The sequence below is a fragment of the Rhodanobacter sp. FW510-R10 genome, assembly GCF_058781105.1.
On the sequence record NZ_JBYSWL010000001.1, the window covers coordinates 1,067,832 to 1,088,230 of the forward strand.

At 62.4% G+C, this 20,399-nt stretch carries 14 protein-coding genes, 2 tRNA genes and 3 rRNA genes; 17 read left to right on the forward strand and 2 right to left on the reverse strand.

All coding sequences use genetic code 11. The features are described 5' to 3' along the window. The first annotated feature begins 38 nt into the window (after nucleotides 1-38). Entirely contained in the window at nucleotides 39-233 is a 195-nt protein-coding gene (locus AC3WJB_RS04405) for a rubredoxin (protein ID WP_492679099.1), read from the forward strand. A 41-nt stretch (nucleotides 234-274) separates the two neighbouring features. On the opposite strand, the gene AC3WJB_RS04410 is transcribed toward AC3WJB_RS04405, so the two are convergent. After that, on the reverse strand, nucleotides 275-733 hold the full coding sequence (locus AC3WJB_RS04410) for a DUF192 domain-containing protein (RefSeq protein ID WP_492679101.1): 459 nt from the start codon (nucleotides 731-733) through the stop codon (nucleotides 275-277). A gap of 454 nt (nucleotides 734-1,187) precedes the next feature. Between AC3WJB_RS04410 and AC3WJB_RS04415 the strand changes: the two genes are divergently transcribed. From AC3WJB_RS04415 to rrf, 5 genes are all read left to right on the forward strand, one after another. Next, nucleotides 1,188-2,733: ribosomal RNA gene (locus tag AC3WJB_RS04415) — 16S ribosomal RNA — on the forward strand. Between the two features lie 110 nt (nucleotides 2,734-2,843). Beyond that, nucleotides 2,844-2,920, forward strand: a tRNA-Ile gene (locus tag AC3WJB_RS04420). Between the two features lie 52 nt (nucleotides 2,921-2,972). Further along, nucleotides 2,973-3,048, forward strand: a tRNA-Ala gene (locus AC3WJB_RS04425). A 201-nt stretch (nucleotides 3,049-3,249) separates the two neighbouring features. Continuing rightward, nucleotides 3,250-6,139: ribosomal RNA gene (locus tag AC3WJB_RS04430) — 23S ribosomal RNA — on the forward strand. Between the two features lie 188 nt (nucleotides 6,140-6,327). Continuing rightward, a 5S ribosomal RNA gene (gene rrf, locus AC3WJB_RS04435) occupies nucleotides 6,328-6,441 on the forward strand. Together the 16S, 23S and 5S rRNA genes with 2 tRNA genes alongside form the textbook arrangement of a ribosomal RNA operon. Before the next feature lie 266 nt (nucleotides 6,442-6,707). On the opposite strand, the gene AC3WJB_RS04440 is transcribed toward rrf, so the two are convergent. After that, the gene (locus AC3WJB_RS04440; protein WP_492679103.1) at nucleotides 6,708-7,643 is read right to left on the reverse strand and encodes a carbohydrate kinase family protein; all 936 of its coding nucleotides are present in this window, start codon (nucleotides 7,641-7,643) and stop codon (nucleotides 6,708-6,710) included. Between the two features lie 258 nt (nucleotides 7,644-7,901). Here AC3WJB_RS04440 and AC3WJB_RS04445 point away from each other — a divergent pair, with 258 nt between their 5' ends. From AC3WJB_RS04445 to AC3WJB_RS04495, 11 genes are all read left to right on the forward strand, one after another. Then, nucleotides 7,902-8,948, forward strand: a complete 1,047-nt coding sequence (locus AC3WJB_RS04445; RefSeq protein WP_492679105.1) for a rod shape-determining protein — start codon at nucleotides 7,902-7,904, stop codon at nucleotides 8,946-8,948. 21 nt (nucleotides 8,949-8,969) lie between these two features. Then, nucleotides 8,970-9,962, forward strand: a complete 993-nt coding sequence (mreC, locus tag AC3WJB_RS04450; RefSeq protein ID WP_492679107.1) for a rod shape-determining protein MreC — start codon at nucleotides 8,970-8,972, stop codon at nucleotides 9,960-9,962. After that, nucleotides 9,959-10,444, forward strand: coding sequence for a rod shape-determining protein MreD (mreD, locus tag AC3WJB_RS04455; RefSeq protein WP_492679109.1), 486 nt, complete (start codon nucleotides 9,959-9,961; stop codon nucleotides 10,442-10,444). Before mreC ends, mreD begins: the two co-directional genes overlap by 4 nt. Beyond that, nucleotides 10,441-12,438: a penicillin-binding protein 2 gene (gene mrdA, locus AC3WJB_RS04460; RefSeq protein WP_492679111.1), complete on the forward strand. Its 1,998-nt coding sequence runs from the start codon at nucleotides 10,441-10,443 to the stop codon at nucleotides 12,436-12,438. The genes mreD and mrdA overlap by 4 nt, the downstream gene beginning before the upstream one ends. Continuing rightward, entirely contained in the window at nucleotides 12,435-13,550 is a 1,116-nt protein-coding gene (gene rodA, locus AC3WJB_RS04465) for a rod shape-determining protein RodA (RefSeq protein ID WP_492679113.1), read from the forward strand. Before mrdA ends, rodA begins: the two co-directional genes overlap by 4 nt. Nucleotides 13,551-13,680: 130 nt before the next feature. Continuing rightward, complete coding sequence (gene mltB / locus AC3WJB_RS04470; protein WP_492679115.1) at nucleotides 13,681-14,637, forward strand: lytic murein transglycosylase B; 957 nt, start codon at nucleotides 13,681-13,683, stop codon at nucleotides 14,635-14,637. Next, a complete protein-coding gene (locus AC3WJB_RS04475) occupies nucleotides 14,634-15,527 on the forward strand; it encodes a septal ring lytic transglycosylase RlpA family protein (protein ID WP_492679117.1) in 894 nt (297 codons plus the stop codon). The genes mltB and AC3WJB_RS04475 overlap by 4 nt, the downstream gene beginning before the upstream one ends. Before the next feature lie 78 nt (nucleotides 15,528-15,605). After that, nucleotides 15,606-16,847, forward strand: a complete 1,242-nt coding sequence (locus AC3WJB_RS04480; protein WP_492679119.1) for a D-alanyl-D-alanine carboxypeptidase family protein — start codon at nucleotides 15,606-15,608, stop codon at nucleotides 16,845-16,847. Continuing rightward, nucleotides 16,844-17,137: a DUF493 family protein gene (locus AC3WJB_RS04485; RefSeq protein ID WP_492679121.1), complete on the forward strand. Its 294-nt coding sequence runs from the start codon at nucleotides 16,844-16,846 to the stop codon at nucleotides 17,135-17,137. Before AC3WJB_RS04480 ends, AC3WJB_RS04485 begins: the two co-directional genes overlap by 4 nt. Nucleotides 17,138-17,145: 8 nt before the next feature. Beyond that, nucleotides 17,146-17,850, forward strand: a complete 705-nt coding sequence (gene lipB, locus AC3WJB_RS04490) for a lipoyl(octanoyl) transferase LipB (protein ID WP_492679123.1) — start codon at nucleotides 17,146-17,148, stop codon at nucleotides 17,848-17,850. Nucleotides 17,851-18,078: 228 nt separating this feature from the next. Next, nucleotides 18,079-20,331, forward strand: coding sequence for a carboxy terminal-processing peptidase (locus AC3WJB_RS04495; RefSeq protein ID WP_492679125.1), 2,253 nt, complete (start codon nucleotides 18,079-18,081; stop codon nucleotides 20,329-20,331). The last annotated feature ends 68 nt before the right edge of the window (nucleotides 20,332-20,399 follow it).

Below are 20,399 nucleotides of genomic sequence, written 5' to 3' on the forward strand. Positions count from 1 at the left end.
TGCGACAATGGTTGGGCTTACTTGACCGAAGAACTGTAATGACCGATTCGTTGCCGACCGGACCCTGGCACAAGTGGATGTGCGTGGTATGTGGCTACATTTATGACGAGGCAATCGGTGTGCCGGAAGAGGGAGTACCCCCTGGCACGCGTTGGGCCGATGTCCCCGAGACCTGGACCTGTCCTGACTGCGGGGCGACCAAGGACGATTTCGAAATGATCGAGATCGACTGACGCGCGTACGCGGCCGGCATGCGGCTTGCCCGTCGCTCGAGCTATTGCACGGCGCCGACCGTGCCGTTGATGGTCAGCTGGTCGCCGAGTTTCGCTCCGATGCGCCGGCTGGTGCCGGCAGCGAGTTCCAGCACATAGCGCGCCGCGGCCCGGCTCGGGTAGATGGGGCACGGATCGGCTTTGCACGGTGGTACGTCGAGCTGCATGGCCACCAACTTGCGCGCATCGTCGAAATACAGGATGTCCAGCGGGATCAGGGTGTTCTTCATCCAGAACGCTTGTGGTGCCGAGCTTGCGAACACGAACAGCATGCCGTGATCTGCAGCCAGCGTCGTGCGTTCCATGAGGCCGTGTTGCCGCTCCGCATCGGTGGTGGCCAACTCGATCGAGAATGTGTGGCCGCGCAATTGCACATTCGGCTTCGCCACGGCGGTCGTCGTGGCGTGGAGGCCGGTAGCCACCATCAGCAGCAAGAGAACGAGCCATCGATTCATCGGCATGCCTGCAAGTGCGAGGATGTAGGTTGCCGAGTGTAGCGCGGCCCTTGTGGCTGCTCATCGGCATCAGGGCCCTTTGCAAGCGGAGGCGCGGGCGCTATCATTTGCGGCCCGTCACGAGGTTCGCGGTGCTCAAGCATCGGCAATCGACAGCGGGATCGAAGACACCCCGATAAGCGCTCCACAAGGTGTTGACGAGGTGGTTTTTCGATGTAGAATAGCCGGCTCACCTGGGGCGAAATGCTTCAGGTCCTCACCGCCAAGACGGTGGCTGGCAAGCGATCTTTGACAGTGTGCGCAGGTGAATTGTGTGGACGCCTTGCGTTGGAACGACTGCGGTCGATCCCAAGCAATGCAAGCGTCCAACCAATGGAAACACAGCAATGAGTTTTCGGTTGGGACATACGCTTCGAAAGGACAGATGACGAAACCCGCAAGGGTCGAGTTGTCGAAAACTTAAGTGAAGAGTTTGATCCTGGCTCAGATTGAACGCTGGCGGCATGCCTAACACATGCAAGTCGAACGGCAGCATGAGAGAGCTTGCTCTCTTGATGGCGAGTGGCGGACGGGTGAGTAATACATCGGGACCTACCCATGACGTGGGGGATAACCTCGGGAAACCGGGACTAATACCGCATACGTCCTACGGGAGAAAGCGGGGGACCTTCGGGCCTCGCGCGTCTGGACGGGCCGATGTTCGATTAGCTTGTTGGTGAGGTAATGGCTCACCAAGGCGACGATCGATAGCTGGTCTGAGAGGATGATCAGCCACATTGGGACTGAGACACGGCCCAAACTCCTACGGGAGGCAGCAGTGGGGAATATTGGACAATGGGCGAAAGCCTGATCCAGCAATGCCGCGTGTGTGAAGAAGGCCTTCGGGTTGTAAAGCACTTTTATCAGGAACGAAATCGGCAAGGTTAATAACCGTGTCGTCTGACGGTACCTGAGGAATAAGCACCGGCTAACTTCGTGCCAGCAGCCGCGGTAATACGAAGGGTGCAAGCGTTAATCGGAATTACTGGGCGTAAAGGGTGCGTAGGCGGTTAGTTAAGTCTGTTGTGAAATCCCCGGGCTCAACCTGGGAATGGCAATGGATACTGGCTGGCTAGAGTGTGTCAGAGGATGGTGGAATTCCCGGTGTAGCGGTGAAATGCGTAGAGATCGGGAGGAACATCAGTGGCGAAGGCGGCCATCTGGGACAACACTGACGCTGAAGCACGAAAGCGTGGGGAGCAAACAGGATTAGATACCCTGGTAGTCCACGCCCTAAACGATGCGAACTGGACGTTGGTCTCAACTCGGAGATCAGTGTCGAAGCTAACGCGTTAAGTTCGCCGCCTGGGGAGTACGGTCGCAAGACTGAAACTCAAAGGAATTGACGGGGGCCCGCACAAGCGGTGGAGTATGTGGTTTAATTCGATGCAACGCGAAGAACCTTACCTGGCCTTGACATGTCGCGAATCCTGCAGAGATGCGGGAGTGCCTTCGGGAATGCGAACACAGGTGCTGCATGGCTGTCGTCAGCTCGTGTCGTGAGATGTTGGGTTAAGTCCCGCAACGAGCGCAACCCTTATCCTTAGTTGCCAGCACGTAATGGTGGGAACTCTAAGGAGACTGCCGGTGACAAACCGGAGGAAGGTGGGGATGACGTCAAGTCCTCATGGCCCTTACGGCCAGGGCTACACACGTACTACAATGGTCGGTACAGAGGGTTGCAATACCGCGAGGTGGAGCCAATCCCAGAAAGCCGATCCCAGTCCGGATTGGAGTCTGCAACTCGACTCCATGAAGTCGGAATCGCTAGTAATCGCGGATCAGCTATGCCGCGGTGAATACGTTCCCGGGCCTTGTACACACCGCCCGTCACACCATGGGAGTGGGTTGCTCCAGAAGGCGTTAGTCTAACCGCAAGGAGGACGACGCCCACGGAGTGGTTCATGACTGGGGTGAAGTCGTAACAAGGTAGCCGTATCGGAAGGTGCGGCTGGATCACCTCCTTCGAGAAACGGACGCTGTAGTCCTCCGCGCAAGACGTCCACACAAGTCACCTGTATTTCACGTAGGCCAGGCTTCATGCAGGCTGGCGTAGGTTCTGGGGTTCGACCTCCATGGGTCTGTAGCTCAGGTGGTTAGAGCGCACCCCTGATAAGGGTGAGGCCGGTGGTTCGAGTCCACCCAGACCCACCATGGCCTCACGCAGATCCAACCGCGGCGAGCGGGATAGACGATCTCGATCCATGGGGCCATAGCTCAGCTGGGAGAGCACCTGCTTTGCAAGCAGGGGGTCGGCGGTTCGATCCCGCCTGGCTCCACCAGAACGGACGTGAAATATCAGCACACTGAACGAATCGAAGTCGCCCGGCACTGAAGCCGGAATGACGTTCTTTGAAAACTTGTAAACGAGTGACAAGCGTCTTGGTTCGAATCCGAATCAAGGCAAGTGTTGAGGCACGAAAACGAGGTACTTGGCCGCACCGATCGCATCGGTGTTGCCCCAAGGCGACTTGGGGTTATATGGTCAAGCAACCAAGCGTATACGGCGGATGCCTTGGCAGTCAGAGGCGATGAAGGACGTGGCAGCCTGCGAAAAGTGTCGGGGAGCTGGCAACAAGCTTTGATCCGGCAATGTCCGAATGGGGAAACCCACCGCGCAAGCGGTATCGTTGAGTGAATACATAGCTCAACGAGGCGAACCCGGGGAACTGAAATATCTAAGTACCCGGAGGAAAAGAAATCAACCGAGATTCCCTCAGTAGCGACGAGCGAACGGGGACTAGCCCAAAAGTGCACAGTGTTCTAGTTGAACAGCCTGGAAAGGCTGGCCATAGACGGTGATAGCCCGGTAAGCGAAAGGGCACAGTGCGTGAAATTGAGTAAGGCGGGGCACGTGAAACCTTGTCTGAACATGGGGGGACCATCCTCCAAGGCTAAATACTCCTGACTGACCGATAGCGAACAAGTACCGTGAGGGAAAGGCGAAAAGAACCCCGGAGAGGGGAGTGAAATAGACCCTGAAACCGTATACGTACAAGCAGTGGAAGCCCGCAAGGGTGACTGCGTACCTTTTGTATAATGGGTCAGCGACTTACTGTCAGTGGCAAGCTTAACCGTCTAGGGGAGGCGAAGGGAAACCGAGTCTGAATAGGGCGCATAGTCTCTGGCAGTAGACCCGAAACCGAGTGATCTATCCTTGGCCAGGTTGAAGGTGCGGTAACACGCACTGGAGGACCGAACTCACATCTGTTGCAATAGATGGGGATGAGCTGAGGATAGGAGTGAAAGGCTAAACAAACTCGGAGATAGCTGGTTCTCCTCGAAAGCTATTTAGGTAGCGCCTCGGACGAATCTTCCTGGGGGTAGAGCACTGTTATGGCTAGCGGGTCATCGCGACTTAGTAAACCATGGCAAACTCCGAATACCAGGACAGACTATCCGGGAGACACACGGCGGGTGCTAACGTCCGTCGTGAAAAGGGAAACAACCCAGACCCGCAGCTAAGGTCCCCAAGTCATGGCTAAGTGGAAAACGATGTGGAAAGGCATAGACAGCCAGGAGGTTGGCTTAGAAGCAGCCATCCTTTAAAGAAAGCGTAATAGCTCACTGGTCGAGTCGGTCTGCGCGGAAGATTTAACGGGGCTAAGCCATGCACCGAAGCTCGGGGTGCAAGCATTCTTCGGAATGCTTGCGCGGTAGAGGAGCGTTCCGTAAGCCGTCGAAGGTGGATCGTAAGGTCTGCTGGAGGTATCGGAAGTGCGAATGCTGACATGAGTAACGATAATGGGGGTGAAAAGCCCCCACGCCGAAAGCCCAAGGTTTCCTCGCGCAACGTTCATCGGCGCAGGGTGAGTCGGCCCCTAAGGCGAGGCAGAAATGCGTAGTCGATGGGAAGCAGGTTAATATTCCTGCACTTTTCTACAGTGCGATGTGGGGACGGAGAAGGTTAGGTCTACCGGGCGTTGGTTGTCCCGGGGAAAGGAGGTAGGCATGGGTCTTTGGCAAATCCGGGGCCCTTTATGCCGAGCACTGAGACGAGTCCTCTTTTGGACGAAGTGACTGATACCCCGCTTCCAGGAAAAGCCACTAAGCTTCAGCTGTAGAAGAACCGTACCGTAAACCGACACTGGTGGGCAGGGTGAGAATCCCAAGGCGCTTGAGAGAACTCGGGTGAAGGAACTAGGCAAAATGGCACCGTAACTTCGGGAGAAGGTGCGCCCATCGACGTGGTCACGTGCGTGACTGGGCGTTGATGGGTCGCAGTAACCTGGCCGCTGCGACTGTTTACCAAAAACACAGCACTCTGCAAACACGAAAGTGGACGTATAGGGTGTGACGCCTGCCCGGTGCTGGAAGGTTAATTGATGGGGTCAGCCGCAAGGCGAAGCCCTTGATCGAAGCCCCAGTAAACGGCGGCCGTAACTATAACGGTCCTAAGGTAGCGAAATTCCTTGTCGGGTAAGTTCCGACCTGCACGAATGGCGTAACGACAGCGGCGCTGTCTCCACCCGAGACTCAGTGAAATTGAAATCGCTGTGAAGATGCAGCGTTCCCGCGACAAGACGGAAAGACCCCGTGAACCTTTACTATAGCTTTACACTGAACGTTGAGTTCTTCTGTGTAGGATAGGTGGGAGGCTTTGAAGTGCAGGCGCTAGCTTGCATGGAGCCAACCTTGAAATACCACCCTGAAGTGCTTGGCGTTCTAACCTCGGCCCGTAATCCGGGTCAGGGACCGTGTATGGTGGGTAGTTTGACTGGGGCGGTCTCCTCCCAAAGAGTAACGGAGGAGCACGAAGGTACGCTCAGCGCGGTCGGACATCGCGCACTGTGTGCAAAGGCATAAGCGTGCTTGACTGCGAGATCGACGGATCAAGCAGGTACGAAAGTAGGTCTTAGTGATCCGGTGGTTCTGTATGGAAGGGCCATCGCTCAACGGATAAAAGGTACTCCGGGGATAACAGGCTGATACCGCCCAAGAGTTCATATCGACGGCGGTGTTTGGCACCTCGATGTCGGCTCATCACATCCTGGGGCTGTAGCCGGTCCCAAGGGTATGGCTGTTCGCCATTTAAAGTGGTACGCGAGCTGGGTTCAGAACGTCGTGAGACAGTTCGGTCCCTATCTGTCGTGGGCGTTGGAGATTTGAGGGGGGCTGCTCCTAGTACGAGAGGACCGGAGTGGACGTTCCGCTGGTGTTCGGGTTGTCATGCCCATGGCATTGCCCGGTAGCTATGAACGGAAGTGATAACCGCTGAAAGCATCTAAGCGGGAAGCACGCCCCAAGATGAGATCTCCCGAGAGCTTGACTCTCCTCAAGGCACCATCAAGACCAGGTGGTTGATAGGTCAGGTGTGGAAGCGCAGCAATGCGTTGAGCTAACTGATACTAATGAGCCGTGCGGCTTGACCATATAACCCCAAGTTGCTTTGTTTTCAGGCACTTTCCTGAATTCAATTCACCACGACGCTTGTCACTCGTTTACAATTACTTTACGCGAAGTCCTTTTCGCGGAGAGCAAAAACCGCCATCCTTGGCGGACTCTTCGATAGGGCTTCATTCCAGATTGAAGCGGGCGCGATGCGCTGCTTCAACCCTCTCCCTGGCGGCCATAGCGGCGTGGTACCACCTGATTCCATCCCGAACTCAGAAGTGAAACGCGCATGCGCCGATGGTAGTGTGGCTCTGCCATGCAAGAGTAGGTCACCGCCAGGGGCTTTATCCTAGAAGGCCTCCCCGTCAGGGGGAGGCCTTTCTTTATGTGGTGTGCGCGGTGTTGCAGTCGACCGCAGGTCGCGGTCCGCAACAGGTCACCGCCAGGGGCTTTATCCTAGAAGGCCTCCCCGTCAGGGGAGGCCTTTCTTTATGTGGTATGCGCGGTATTGCAGTCGACCGCAGGTCGCGGTCCGCAACAGGTCACCGCCAGGGGCTTTATCCTAGAAGGCGTCCCTGTTGGGGGGGACTCTCCGCGTTAGAGCCGGTCAATCCAGCCGGTCGCCGAACTGGGAGTGGAACTCTGCGGCGAAATCGGCGTAGGTAAAATGCTGGTTCTGGGTGCCTGGGCTGGCGAGCTTGAGTGCGCCCATGAGCGAGGCGATGCGACCAATCGTCGGCCAGGGTTCACCGCGCAGCAGGCCGAAAATGACACCGGCGCGGTAGGCATCGCCACAACCGGTGGGATCGACGGCCGCAGTTTCCCGCGCGGCGGGGATGCGCACCAGCTCGTGCCCGACGTGGATTTCCGATCCAGCTGGACCCTTGGTGACGATGTAGGCCTGCACGCGGGAGGCGATCTCAGCCGCAGTCCAACCGGTCCTGGCCTGCAACAGCTGGGATTCGTAGTCGTTGACGATGACGTAGCTTGCCTTGTCCACCATGGCGCGGAATTCCCCACCGTCGAACAGCGGCATGGCCTGCCCTGGGTCGAAGATGAACGGCACGCCACGGGCGGCAAACTCGTCAATGTGCTGGAGCATGGCCTCGCGCCCGTCAGGGGCCACGATGGCGAGGTCGACGTCGGGGATGTCGCTCACGTGGTTCAAGTGTGCGCTGGACATGGCGCCGGGATGGAAGGCAGTGATCTGGTTGTTGTCCAAGTCGGTGGTGATGAAGGCCTGCGGCGTGAACTGGTCGTCCAGTTGCAGCACGTGGTCGAGGCGCACGCCGCACTGCTCCAGATGTTGCCGGTAAGGGGCAAAATCCTGGCCGACGGTGGCTACGGGCAACGGGTCGCTGTCGAGCAACTTCAGGTTGTAGGCAATGTTGCCTGCACAGCCGCCAAACTCGCGGCGCATCTGCGGTACCAGGAATGACACATTTAGGATGTGTGTCTGATCGGGCAGGATGTGGTTCTTGAACTGGTCCTGGAACACCATGATGGTGTCGTAGGCGAGTGATCCGCAGATGACGGCAGGCATGGTTGGCAGGTAGCCTCTGGTGTGGTGAGGGGGGAGGGATGCTGGAATTGCTTTGCAGCCGGGCATCGGTCCAAAGCTCCTGATCATAGCTGGAGAGCCGGTCGCCGGTCGCTGCGCCGGCGCCGGAAGGTCGATCTTGGCCGGATTAATTGCGCATATCTGTGTGTTGTACAACACATTCTTGGTCGTTTCGTCCTTGCGCGCATCGGCGCCTCTGACTAGACTGGCCAGCTACCTTCAGCCGGGCTCGGCCGACTCATGTTCAAGAAATTTCGCGGAATTTTCTCCAACGACATCTCCATCGACCTCGGCACGGCGAATACGCTGATCTACGTGCGCGGGCAGGGCATCGTGCTCAACGAGCCGTCAGTAGTGGCGATTCGCCAAGACCGCGGTCCTGGCGGCCCGCGCACGATTGCGGCGGTGGGCTCAGAGGCCAAGCACATGCTGGGCCGCACCCCAGGCAATATCGCCACCATCCGGCCGATGCGGGACGGGGTCATCGCGGACTTCACCATGACCGAGGCGATGCTTCAGCATTTCATCAAGCAGGTGCACAAATCACGCTTCCTGCGGCCAAGCCCGCGGGTGCTGGTTTGCGTGCCGTGCGGCTCGACCCAGGTGGAGCGCCGCGCCATCAAGGAATCGGCGGAAAGCGCCGGTGCCCGCGACGTGTTCCTGATCGAGGAGCCGATGGCGGCCGCGATCGGCGCCGGCATCCCCGTACACGAGGCGCGCGGGGCGATGGTGCTGGATATCGGCGGTGGTACTTCGGAAGTGGCCGTGATTTCGCTCAACGGCATCGTCTACTCGCAGTCGGCCCGGGTGGGTGGTGACCGCTTCGATGAAGCGATCATCAATTACGTGCGGCGCAACCACGGTACCCTGATCGGTGAGTCCACTGCCGAGCGGATCAAGGAACAGATTGGCTGCGCGTTTCCGCAAAATGCGATCAAGGAAATGGAGATCTCGGGGCGTAACCTCGCCGAGGGCGTGCCGCGCATGTTCACCATCAACTCAAACGAGATCCTCGAAGCGCTGCACGAGCCGCTCGCCGGCATCGTGGCGGCGGTCAAGTCCGCCCTGGAGCAGACTCCGCCGGAGTTGTGTTCGGACGTCGCTGAGCGCGGCATCGTGCTGACTGGTGGTGGCGCCTTGTTGCGTGACCTCGATCGACTGGTCTCCGAAGAAACCGGACTGCATGTGCAGGTTGCCGATGATCCCCTGACCTGCGTGGCGCGCGGTGGCGGCAAGGCGCTGGAATTGATCGACAAGCATGGCAGCGACTTCTTCGCACCCGAATAGTGCGCGCTGCGCGGAGGCGTGATGGCACGCGCCCGGGATGAATCCTCGCCGCTGTTTGCCGGCAACCCCGCCGGGACGCTGCGTTTGATCCTGTACCTGGCCTTGGCCCTGGTGCTGATGGTGCTCGATCAGCGCAACGGCTGGTTGTGGACCGTACGCTACGGCGCGTCACTGGTCGTCGAGCCGGTTTACCGGCTGGCCGGCTTGCCCTCGGCAGGCATTCGCATGCTGACCACCGCCTTCGCCGATCGTCAATCCCTGACCGGACAAAACCAGCGCCTGCGCGAGGACCTGTTGCTGGCCAATGCGAAGTTGAACCGCATGGCCGCAGTGGCCGAACAGAATGCACATTTGAAGGAGCTCCTGGATACCCGACACAGCCTGGAGCTCAAGGTGCAATTGGCTCACGTGATCGGCGTGGACCTGGGGGCGTTCCGTTATCGCCTGACCCTGGGCCTTGGAGCGCGCGACGGAGTTACTCCAGGCCAGCCGGTCATTGACGCGCGTGGGGTGCTGGGCCAGGTGAGCGAGGTGTTGCCGACGACCTCGGTGGTCATGCTGATTACCGACCCGACCCATGCCTTGCCGGTCGTGGTGGAACGTACCGGCGTGCGCACGATTGCCTATGGCTCGCGTGATGGCAGCACCTTGACGTTGCCAGACCTGCCCTTGGCGGCGAACGTACACGCCGGTGACCGCCTGTTGACTTCGGGCATCGGCGGCCGTTTCCCCTCGGGGTTTCCCGTTGGCACGATCCGCAGTGTCCAGCCCGCGCCTGGCGGCGCCTTTCTCCTGGCGCATGCCACGCCGGCGGCCAACATCGATCGCGCAGACGACGTGCTGTTGCTGCATGACCTGGCCGATCCCCAGGGGCCACCGGCGCCGGAGAAGCCGGTCGGGCCACCTGCCGATCTCGCGCCGGCGGCCAGCAGTGGCGCGGTGCGCCAAGTTCGGCCGGGAAGCGCAGGGACCGTACCCACGCCGGCGAGGCCGGTTTCCGGAGCGCAGCCGTGAGCCGTCCACACGCTGGCAACTGGTGGTTTGGCGGAACGCTGGCGCTTTCGCTGGTGCTCATGCTGGTGCCGCTGCCCGATGTGCTCGAGCCCTCCAAGCCGTATTGGCCGGCCCTGGTCCTGCTGTATTGGACGCTGGAGTCGGAAGGCCGCGTCACGCTGGGTTTGGCGTTCGTGCTAGGGCTCGTGGCCGATGTGCTGGTGGGCGTGGTACTTGGCGAGCAGGCACTGCGCCTGTGTGCCCTGGTCTTCATCGCCACGCGCTTCCGCGCGCGCTTGCGCTTGTTCCCAATGTGGCAACTCACCGCAGCGGTGTTGGCCTTGTTGTTGAATGACCGCCTGCTCTTGCTGATCGTGCGCATGTTGTCGGGTGGCTCGCTCCCGCCCGCGAGCTGGTGGCTATCGCCCGTGGTTGGCGCGGCGCTTTGGCCGTTCGTGTTCCTGCTGCTCGATGACCTGCGCGTGCGGGCGCGGATCCAGTGAATACCGGGCGCAGCTCCATCAAGGACGCACAACACGAAAGCGCCACCTTCCGGCGCCGGGCGCTGGTCGGTTTCGGGCTGATTGTGCTGGCCCTGGTGGCACTTCTCAGCCGCTTCGCATATTTGCAGATCGCCCGCTACGACGAGTTTGCCACGCGGGCGATGGACAACCGGGTCAAGCCAGTAGTGCTGGCGCCCGCGCGGGGCCTGATCTACGACCGCAACGGAGTGCTGCTGGCGGACAACGTGCCGGCATTCCGTCTGGAAGTGGTGCCCGAGCAGGTCAAGGATATGGCGGCCACCCTGCGCGAGCTTGGTGCGGTGGTGCCGCTCGGCAAGGACGACCTGGATGCGTTTCATGCGCTGCTCAAGCAGAGTCGCCGGTTCGACAGCGTGCCGCTCAAGATGCACCTCACCGAGGATGAAATCGACCGTTTCGCCGTCAATCGCTGGCGCTTTCCAGGGGTGGACGTGGTGCCATACATGATCCGCCATTACCCGCTGGGCGAGGAGTTCGCGCATGTGCTGGGTTACGTCGGACGCATCGATGCCGATGACCTCAAGCATCTCGATCCGGCCCGCTACAAGGGCACCAGCCACATCGGTCGGATCGGCCTGGAGCGCGCCTACGAAGACAGCCTGCATGGCAAGCCGGGCTACGAGCTGGTCGAGGTGAACGCCGATGGGCGTGCCCAACGCGTGCTCGAGAGCCATGCACCCACGCCAGGAAACAACCTGTACCTCAGCATCGATGCGCGGCTGCAGAAGGCCACCGCGGCGGCCTTTGATGGCCGCGCGGGTGCCGCCGTCGCGATCGATCCGCGCAACGGGCAGGTGCTGGCCATGGTCAGCGTGCCCACGTTCGACCCCAACCTGTTCGTCAACGGCATCAGCCAGGCTGATTACCACGCGCTCACCGATGACCAGGCCAAGCCCTTGTTCAATCGGGCGCTCGCCGGCAGCTACCCGCCCGGCTCCACGATCAAGCCGTTTCTGGCGCTTGGTGGCCTGGAGTACGGCCTGCGTACCCCACAGGACACCGTGCTCTCGACTGGCAAGTTCTGCCTGCCCGGCAATCCCCGCTGTTACCGCGACGACCATCGCGACGGCGACGGCACGGTGAACATGGTGCGGGCGATCCAGTTGTCGACCAATACCTATTTCTACAAGTTGGCGCTGGATTTGGGCATCGACCGGCTGAGCGCCTGGATGGGACGTTTCGGCTTTGGCGCCGACACCGGCATCGACACCCTGGGCGAATCCGCCGGGATCATGCCCTCGCGGGCATGGAAGGCAGCGCACGACAGGAATCCCTGGTTTCCAGGAGAAACCATCATTGCCGGCATCGGCCAGGGTTACTGGGCCGTGACGCCGCTGCAGCTCGCCCACGCGCTGGCAACCCTGGCCGACCACGGCGTCGCTCACGCGCCGCGACTGGTCATGGCCACCCGTAGCGCCGGGGAGGAGCGGCGCACGCCGCTGGTCAACCCGCCCAGTGGGCCGTCGCTGATCAAGGACCCCAAGGACTGGAACGTGATCGACGAGGGCATGCGGGCGGTGATGACGGCCGGCACCGGCCGCGGCTTGAACGCCGGCTTCCCCTACGCAATTGCCGGCAAGAGCGGGACGGCCGAGCGTTATTCGCGGACTACCGATGCCTATGACACCAACAAGAACACGACCTACCTGGCCACCCGGCACCGGGCGTGGTTCGTCGCCTATGCCCCGGCGGACAATCCGCAGATTGCGATTGCCGTCCTGCTTGAAGCCGGAGCCTGGGGCGCCGCGGACGCCGGACCGATCGTGCGGCGCATGCTGGACGTGTGGTTGAACCTGCACGGTGGCAGCCTGATTGGGGCCCAGCGTCTGCAGGATGCGGCAACGCTCAGTGGGCCGGTCCGCGCGCCGGCGGGCCAGCCGGCGCAGCCCGTTGCGCGTCCCGCGGATACCGCCAGAGTGCAACCGCAGATGGCCGCCGGCGGGGCGCAGCCGTGATCGAGGCCTGGCGTGTCCGCAGTGCGCGCTTCGCGCAACGCCTCCTCACCCGCCCGCGTATCGACTTGCCGTTGGCCTGCAGCTTGCTGCTGCTGGGCTTGCTGGGCCTGGCGACCTTGTACAGCGCGAGTGACGGCAATGTGCCGATGGTGGCCGGTCAAGCGGGCCGCCTTGTGCTCGGCCTGCTGCTGTTGGTGGCAGTCTCGCGGATCCCGCCGGTGGTGCTGCGCGCCTGGTCCCCTTGGTTGTACCTCTTCAGCAGCAGCCTGCTCGTGGTGGTGGCGGTGCTTGGCGAAGGACGCGGTGCCGACCGCTGGCTGGACCTCGGCATCCTGCGCTTCCAGCCCGCCGAGTTGCTCAAGCTCACCATGCCGATGATGGTGGCCTGGTATCTGCACGGCCGGACCCTTCCGCCTGGATGGAAAGACATTGCCGTGACCGTCGCGCTGATTGCATTGCCGGCGATCCTCATTGCCGAACAACCGGATCTGGGTACGGCGTTGCTGGTGGCGGCGGCTGGTGCGTTCGCGTTGTTCCTGTCCGGCATGGCCTGGTGGCGCATCGGCTTGTTGCTGACGACCGCGATTGGTGCGGTGCCACTGGCCTGGCATTTTCTGCACCAGTATCAGCGCGACCGCATCCTGACTCTGCTCAATCCGGAATCCGACCCGTTGGGCAACGGCTGGCACATCATCCAATCGCAGATCGCGGTCGGGTCCGGCGGAATCTTCGGCAAGGGCTGGCTGCACAGCACACAGTCGCGATTGGATTTCCTGCCCGAGCACACCACCGATTTCATCTTTGCCGTATTTGCCGAGGAATTTGGGCTGCTTGGCGTGGCGCTGCTGCTGGCTTTGTACGTGTTCATCATCGGCCGTTGCCTGTGGATCGCGATGCAGGCGCGCAGCACGTATTCGCGCCTCCTGGCCGGCGCGATCGGCATGGCCTTCTTTGTCTATGTATTTGTCAACGGCGGCATGATTGCAGGGATGTTGCCGGTGGTCGGCGTACCCCTGCCGCTGGTCAGCTACGGTGGCACGTCGGCTGTCTCGCTGCTGACCGGCTTCGGCATGCTGATGTCGATCCACGCCAATCGCCGTGCCCACGAGTGAGCCGGATATTTCGAATCACATGGTGGTGGCATGTTAGGCTCTGCGTATGCAGTCAGTGAGTCGTCCAGACGCCGTGGAGCCAGTGGCTGTGGCCTGCTGCCGGCGGGTTTGCCTTGCCTTGGCGGGCCTGATGCCCGCGTTTGCCTGCGTCGCGCCGGCGTTCGCTGAGCACCCAGGGCAGGCGCAACTGGTGGCCGAGGTGGCGCAGGCCAGTGGCAAGAATCCGGCTGAGCTCAACGCCTTGCTGGACGCGGCGGAGTTCAAGCAGGCCATCATCGATGCCATCAGCCGGCCGGCCGAGGCCAAGCCGTGGAAGGACTATCGCCCGATCTTCCTGACCCGCGAGCGCATCGACCAGGGCGTCGCCTTCTATGAGCGGCACCGTCCGTTGCTGGAACAGATCGGCTTGCGCTATGGCGTGGCGCCGCAATACATCGTTGCCATCCTTGGCGTGGAGACGTTCTATGGCCGCATCACCGGCAGCTACAAGGTGCTGGATGCGTTGGTGACGCTGGGCCTGTATTACCCGCCGCGGGCGACATTCTTCCGCGGCGAGCTGAAGGCATTGTTGGAGCTGCCAGCCAGCCATCTGGCCGGTCCGTTGAATACGCTGACCGGCTCGTACGCCGGGGCCCAGGGCTGGCCACAGTTCATGCCGGACAGTATCCGCGACTTTGCGGTGGATGCCGACGATGACGGGCGCATCGACCTGAAGGCCTCGTTGCCGGACATCTTCGCCAGCGTCGCGAACTACTTCAAGCAACATGGCTGGGTCAGCGGCGCTCCGGTCGCCGCGCGCGCGCAACGGCAACCCTCGGCCAAGGCCGTCGAGGTGGATGACAGCCAGCCGCGCTGGCCGCTGGAACAATTCGAGGCCTGGGGCTATGCACCGGTGCAGGCGCTGGATCCGGCGCTGCCGAGCAGCCTGCGAGTCATGCAGGGCGAACACGGCGAGGAATGCTGGCTCACCTTCCAGAACTTCTACGTCATCACCCGCTACAACCGCAGTCCGATGTACGCGCTGGCGGTCAGCCAGCTGGCCGACGCGATCATGGGTGGCGTGCAGGCCCGGGATCGCCCGTCGTGAGGTTGGCGGCGCTGCTGCTGCCCGGTGTGCTGTCCTTGCTGCTGGGTGCTTGCGCCGGCCATCGCGCACGGCCGGCAGCACAGTCGCCCTCGAGCGGATCGGCATCCGTGGACCGCGCCACCGGCGACGACTTGAGCCGCTCGCAGGCCGAGCGCTACCGCCAGCGCCGCGACAGCGTGCCGAGCCAGCCGCCGGACATCAGCAAGCTGCCCGAGCCCATACCCATGGTCGAACCCCGCTCGCTGTACGGCAACCGTTCGCCGTACACGGTCAACGGGCAGACCTATACCGTGTTGCCTTCGGCCAGCGGCTATGACGAGCGCGGGGTTGCCTCGTACTACGGCGAGAAGTTCCATGGCTACAAGACTTCGAGCCTCGAGCCTTACGACATGTACCAGTTCAGTGCCGCCAGCAAGACACTGCCCTTGCCCAGCTACGCGCGGGTGACCAACCTGGAAAATGGCAAGAGCGTGGTGGTTCGGGTCAATGACCGTGGGCCGTTTCATCCAGGCCGCATCATCGACCTGTCCTATGTGGCGGCGGTGAAGATCGGTATTTGGCCCAAGGGTTCGGGCATGGTCGAGGTACGCGGCATCGACCCGCCGGGGCGTGGCGCGGAACTGCCGCCGCCGCCGGTGGTCAGCACCGAGGTGCCCGCTGGCATTTTCCTGCAAGTCGGGGCGTTTGCCGATGCCGCCAACGCGCAGCGCGTGGCGGCCCGTTTGCAGCAAGCCCACCTGGCGCCGGTGCAGGTCACAGCGGTGAGCGTCGACGGTCGCGCTGTGCATCGCGTGCGTCTTGGGCCATTGCCTGATGCGGCACAAGCCGACGCCGTCAGCGCACGGGTCGTGGACTTGGGACTGCCGCGCCCGCGCGTCGCGGTAAACTGAAAAGGTTTTTCCGCGAGTGCCGTCTCCTTCCACCCTGTGCGTGTCGACCAGCGCACCACGAACTGGACTGATGATCCGATGAAGTTTTTCCGCACCACGCTGCTTCCGCTCGCTGCGTTCACCTTCCTCGCCGGGCTGGCCTTGGCGCAAGCGCCCACGCCGGTACCCCGGGTGCCGCGTCCGACAGTGCCGGAAGTGCCGGTACCGCCGCCCCCGGACGTCGACGGCGCGAGCTGGGTACTGATGGATTACGCCTCCGGCCAGATCATCGCCGAGAAGGACCCAGACGCGCGCCGCGCACCAGCCTCGCTCACCAAGATCATGACCGACTACGTGGTTTCGGCCGAGATTGCCAACGGCCACATCCACCTGACCGACCCGGTCGCCATCAGCGAGCATGCCTGGCGTGGCGGTGGTGCCGGCACCGACGGCTCGACCAGCTTCCTCAAGCTCGGCAGCCAGGTGCCGCTGAAGGACTTGCTGTACGGCATGATCATCCAGTCCGGCAACGATGCGGCGATCGCGTTGGCCGAGCATACGGCAGGCTCCGAGCAGGCCTTTGCTGGCCTGATGAACGCGTACGCCAAGCAGCTGGGCATGACCAATACGCATTTCGCCAATGCCTCGGGCTATCCGGCCGACGATCACTTTGCCTCGGCGCGCGACCTCGCCATCCTGTCGCGGGCGCTGATCCGGCAATTCCCGGACGACTATGCCATCTCGGCCATCAAGGAATTCGAGTGGAACGGGATCAAGCAGGGCAACCGCAACACCTTGCTGTGGCGCGATCCCAGCGTGGACGGCATCAAGACCGGGCACACCGCCGAGGCCGGCTACTGCCTGGCGGCGTCGGCCAAGCAAGGCGACTCGCGCATGATCGCGGTCGTGATGGGTGCCAGTTCCGAGAAAGCCCGCGCCGACTCGGCGATGGCCCTGCTGAATTACGGTTTCCGCTTCTACGAAACGCACAAGCTGTTTGCCGCCGGCAAGGCCCTGGCGACACCGCGCTTGTGGAAAGGTGCCGCCGATACGCTACCGCTGGGGGTGAGCGAGGATCTGCTGATCACCGTCAAGCGCGGCCAATACGACAAGCTCAAGGCGTCAATGGACATCCCCGCCACCCTGATCGCACCTTTTCACAAGGGCCAGAAAGTCGGCACCCTGCACGTGAGTCTGGGTGACCAGCCGCTGCAGAGCGTGCCGCTGGTGGCGGTGGCCGATGCGCCGCAGGGTGGTTTCTTCTCGCGCCTGTGGGATTCGATCCTGCTCTGGTTCCATAGCGGGGCCGCCGGCAACACGGCGGTGAAGGTCGGTCAATGAGCGTATCACCGCCGCCGGGCCAGGCAACGGGCACCGCCACCGGCTTCCAGTTCCCGGGACAGTTCGAGATCACGGCCGTGGGGGCGAGCGATGCCGACCTGACCTCGCAGCTGCCGTTGTTGCTGGAGCAGGCCGGCGTGCGGCTGGCCGGCGCGGAAGTGCGCCAACGGCTTTCCAGCGCCGGCAATTTCGTCTCGGTCACGGTCACCATCCGTTGCGACGACCGGGCTCAATACGAGGCGGCGCATACCGCGCTGCGGGCGCATCCGGCCGTCCGCTACACACTGTGACGCGGCCAATGGTGCCGCGACCGCTGAACGTGCGACGCCTGGGGCGGCAGCCTTATGTCCCGGTGTGGCATGCGATGAGCGCCTTCACTGACCGGCGCGGCACGGATACGCCCGACGAGCTCTGGCTGCTCGAGCACGACCCGGTGTTCACCCTCGGCCAGGCGGGCAGGATGGAGCACGTCCTGGCGCCGGGTGCGATTCCGCTCATTCCAGTGGACCGCGGTGGGCAGGTGACGTATCACGGGCCCGGGCAGATCGTCGGCTATCCCTTGCTCGACCTGCGTCGCGCTGGCCTTGGCGTGCGCGATCTGGTGCACGGCATCGAGCAGGTGCTGATCGACACGCTGGCACACTGGGACATCGTCGGCGAGCGCCATGCGGGCGCACCAGGGGTCTACGTCGGCGCAGCCAAGATTGGTGCCCTCGGCCTGCGCGTTCGGCGGGGTTGTACGCTGCACGGCCTGGCCTTCAACGTGGCCATGGACCTCGAACCATTCCAGCGCATCGATCCATGCGGCTACAAGGGTTTGGCGGTCACGCAAATGCTAGACTATGGCGGTCCGTCGGTGCTGGCGGATGTCGAAGATGTGTTGCTCGATGCATTCTGCGTCCGATTCGGATTCCACCCCCGGCTTGCCGAGCCCCGCCTGCCCAGGCTTTCCGCCAAGGAAGCCGGTGCGGCGCGGACGTCTTTGGCGCAGATGGCCAGGTGAGATCCGCGTCGCCTTGCGGTCGCTGGGACAGTCCGGCGCCTGGCGGGGCACGGACCCACGACCTGGCAATGGTCGCGTCACGCGGCATGCTCCGGGCTGGGTCGCTTGACGCCGGAACTTGGGCAAAACCGAGGCTGTCCATAATCTGTACATCGTGCCCCCTGTATTTTCCCTAATGTCGGCTGACCGGTAGCGGTCAGCCCCGCCAGGGTTCGCCTGAGAATTTCCATGACTTTTCGCCCTTCCTTGCTGCTGTTGCTCGCGTTGGCCGTAACGACGAGTGCATTTGCGCAATCGGCAGCCGAGCTTGGTGCCGGCGACAACACGCGCAAGGCTTCGGTGTGGCCGTTGCAGCCCACGCAAAATGAAACCCAGGCCGCGCAGCTGTCGGCGCGTTTCCTGACGCGCTTCCACTACGATGCGCAGCCGCTCGACGACGCCATGTCGGCGCGCATTTACGACGCCTATTTCAAGTTGCTCGACGGGGAGAAGGTGTTTTTCGACCAGGCCGATATGGCGCGCTTCGCGCCGATCAAGACCAAGCTTGACGACGCCATCTGGAACCAGGACCTCAGCGCCCCATTTGCGATTTTCAACGCCTACTTGAAGAGCGCAGTAGCGCACATGACTTATGCGCGCGGCCTGCTGGCGAAGGGTTTTGATTTTTCCGGCGATGAAAGCTACGTCTTCAACCGCAAGGATGCACCTCGGGAAAAGGATGCGGCCGGGCTGGACGCGCTGTGGCGAAAGCGCACCATGAACGACTGGCTGCGCCTGAAGCTGGCCGGCAAGAGCGACGCGGAAATCCGCAAGACGCTGGAAAAGCGCTACAGCGGCTACATCGAGCGCATCAAGCAGCTCGACAGCCAGGACGCGTTCCAGACCTTCATGAGCGCGTACGCCGAGACCACCGATCCGCACACCGATTACCTCGGCCCACGCCAGGCCGAGAACTTCGACATCGCCATGAAGCTCTCGCTGGAAGGCATCGGCGCGGTGCTCCAGGCACGCGACGACTACACGCAGATTCGCGAGCTGGTGCCGGGCGGGCCAGCCGTCAAGTCCGGTCAGATCAAGGTTGGCGATCGCATCGTCGGTGTCGGCCAAGGCGCCAATGGAACCATGGTCGACGTGATCGGCTGGCGCCTGGATGACGTGGTCAACCTGATCCGGGGCAAGAAGGACACCACGGTGCGGCTGGAGATCCTGCCTGCTGATGCGGGTCCCGATGGCAAGCACGAGAACATTACCCTGGTGCGCAAGAAAGTCAGCATCGAAGAGCAGGCGGCCAAGAAGAAGGTCATCGACATCACCGATGGCGGGGTGACGCGCAAGATCGGCATCATCGATCTGCCTTCGTTCTATTCGGACTTCAGCGCGCGCAGCCGCGGCGACAAGGACTACAAGAGCGCCACGCGTGACGTCGCCAAACTGCTGGTCGAGCTCAAGGCCGAGGGCGTGCAGGGCGTGGTGGTCGACTTGCGCAACGACGGCGGCGGCTCCTTGGCCGAGGCCGAATCCATGGCCGGCCTGTTTATCGACACCGGGCCGGTCGTGCAGGTGCGCGATGCCCGCGGCCAGGTCGACGTGCAGGGCGACGACGAGCCGGGCATGCTCTGGAGCGGGCCGCTGGCGGTGCTGGTCAATCGCGGTACGGCGTCGGCCTCGGAGATCTTTGCCGCGGCCATGCAGGACTACCACCGCGGCCTCATCATCGGCGAGCCCACGTTTGGCAAGGGAACGGTGCAGAATCTCGTCGACCTGGATCGTTTTAGCCATAACACTGAAGGCAAGCCGCAGTTTGGCGAGCTGAAGATGACCATCGCCGAGTTTTTCCGCATCACCGGGGGGTCCACCCAGTTGCGCGGCGTCACCCCGGACATCGAGTTCCCGCAGAACGGCGACGCCAAGGACTTCGGCGAGTCGACCTATGACAATGCGTTGCCGTGGACGCACATCGCGCCAGCGCCGTACCAGCCGGTGGCGGATTTCTCGGCCTACCTGCCGCGCCTGCAGGAGCTGCACGCGGCAAGGGTGGCGGCATCGCCGTCGTGGAAGCTGATGTTGGACGAGATCGCCCAATACAAGATCGTGCGCGGCAAGAAGTCGATCTCGCTCAATTTCGCCACACGCGAAGCCGAGCGCAAGCAGGACGAGGCGATCCAGGCCGAGTTCCGCACCCGGCACAAGGCCATCGACGGCAGCGATGCCGCGCTGATCGACGAGGACAATGGGCTCGACGACGGCCTGAACGCGAACGAGCGCAGCTTGAAGAGCGAGCTCAAGGAAGAAAAGGACGCCAAGAACGCCAAGGACGCGCCGCTGGACGAAAGCGCGCACATCCTGTTTGACGCGGTCGGCCTGCTCAAGGCCGATCCCGCCCTGGCGGCCGCGGCCCTGCCCTACGGCGGCAGATTCTCCATGCCGTCGACGAGGCCCGTGGCGGCCGCCTCCGTGGCCAGGCCGCCGGCCGGCCGTTGAGCTGGTTTCGGGCGCGACCTGGGTTGCCGTCGCCCGTCGCAGCGGAGCACGTCAATCGATGCCCGGTT

What these genes read in the sequence shown, in the direction of transcription:
- AC3WJB_RS04410 (WP_492679101.1), bottom strand. Translation starts at nt 733, where the DNA reads ATGCCGATGAATCGATGGCTCGTTCTCTTGCTGCTGATGGTGGCTACC.
- AC3WJB_RS04495 (WP_492679125.1), top strand. Translation starts at nt 18,079, where the DNA reads ATGACTTTTCGCCCTTCCTTGCTGCTGTTGCTCGCGTTGGCCGTAACG.
- AC3WJB_RS04445 (WP_492679105.1), top strand. Translation starts at nt 7,902, where the DNA reads ATGTTCAAGAAATTTCGCGGAATTTTCTCCAACGACATCTCCATCGAC.
- AC3WJB_RS04440 (WP_492679103.1), bottom strand. Translation starts at nt 7,643, where the DNA reads ATGCCTGCCGTCATCTGCGGATCACTCGCCTACGACACCATCATGGTG.
- AC3WJB_RS04485 (WP_492679121.1), top strand. Translation starts at nt 16,844, where the DNA reads ATGAGCGTATCACCGCCGCCGGGCCAGGCAACGGGCACCGCCACCGGC.
- mltB (WP_492679115.1), top strand. Translation starts at nt 13,681, where the DNA reads ATGCCCGCGTTTGCCTGCGTCGCGCCGGCGTTCGCTGAGCACCCAGGG.
- lipB (WP_492679123.1), top strand. Translation starts at nt 17,146, where the DNA reads ATGGTGCCGCGACCGCTGAACGTGCGACGCCTGGGGCGGCAGCCTTAT.
- mreC (WP_492679107.1), top strand. Translation starts at nt 8,970, where the DNA reads ATGGCACGCGCCCGGGATGAATCCTCGCCGCTGTTTGCCGGCAACCCC.
- AC3WJB_RS04480 (WP_492679119.1), top strand. Translation starts at nt 15,606, where the DNA reads ATGAAGTTTTTCCGCACCACGCTGCTTCCGCTCGCTGCGTTCACCTTC.
- AC3WJB_RS04405 (WP_492679099.1), top strand. Translation starts at nt 39, where the DNA reads ATGACCGATTCGTTGCCGACCGGACCCTGGCACAAGTGGATGTGCGTG.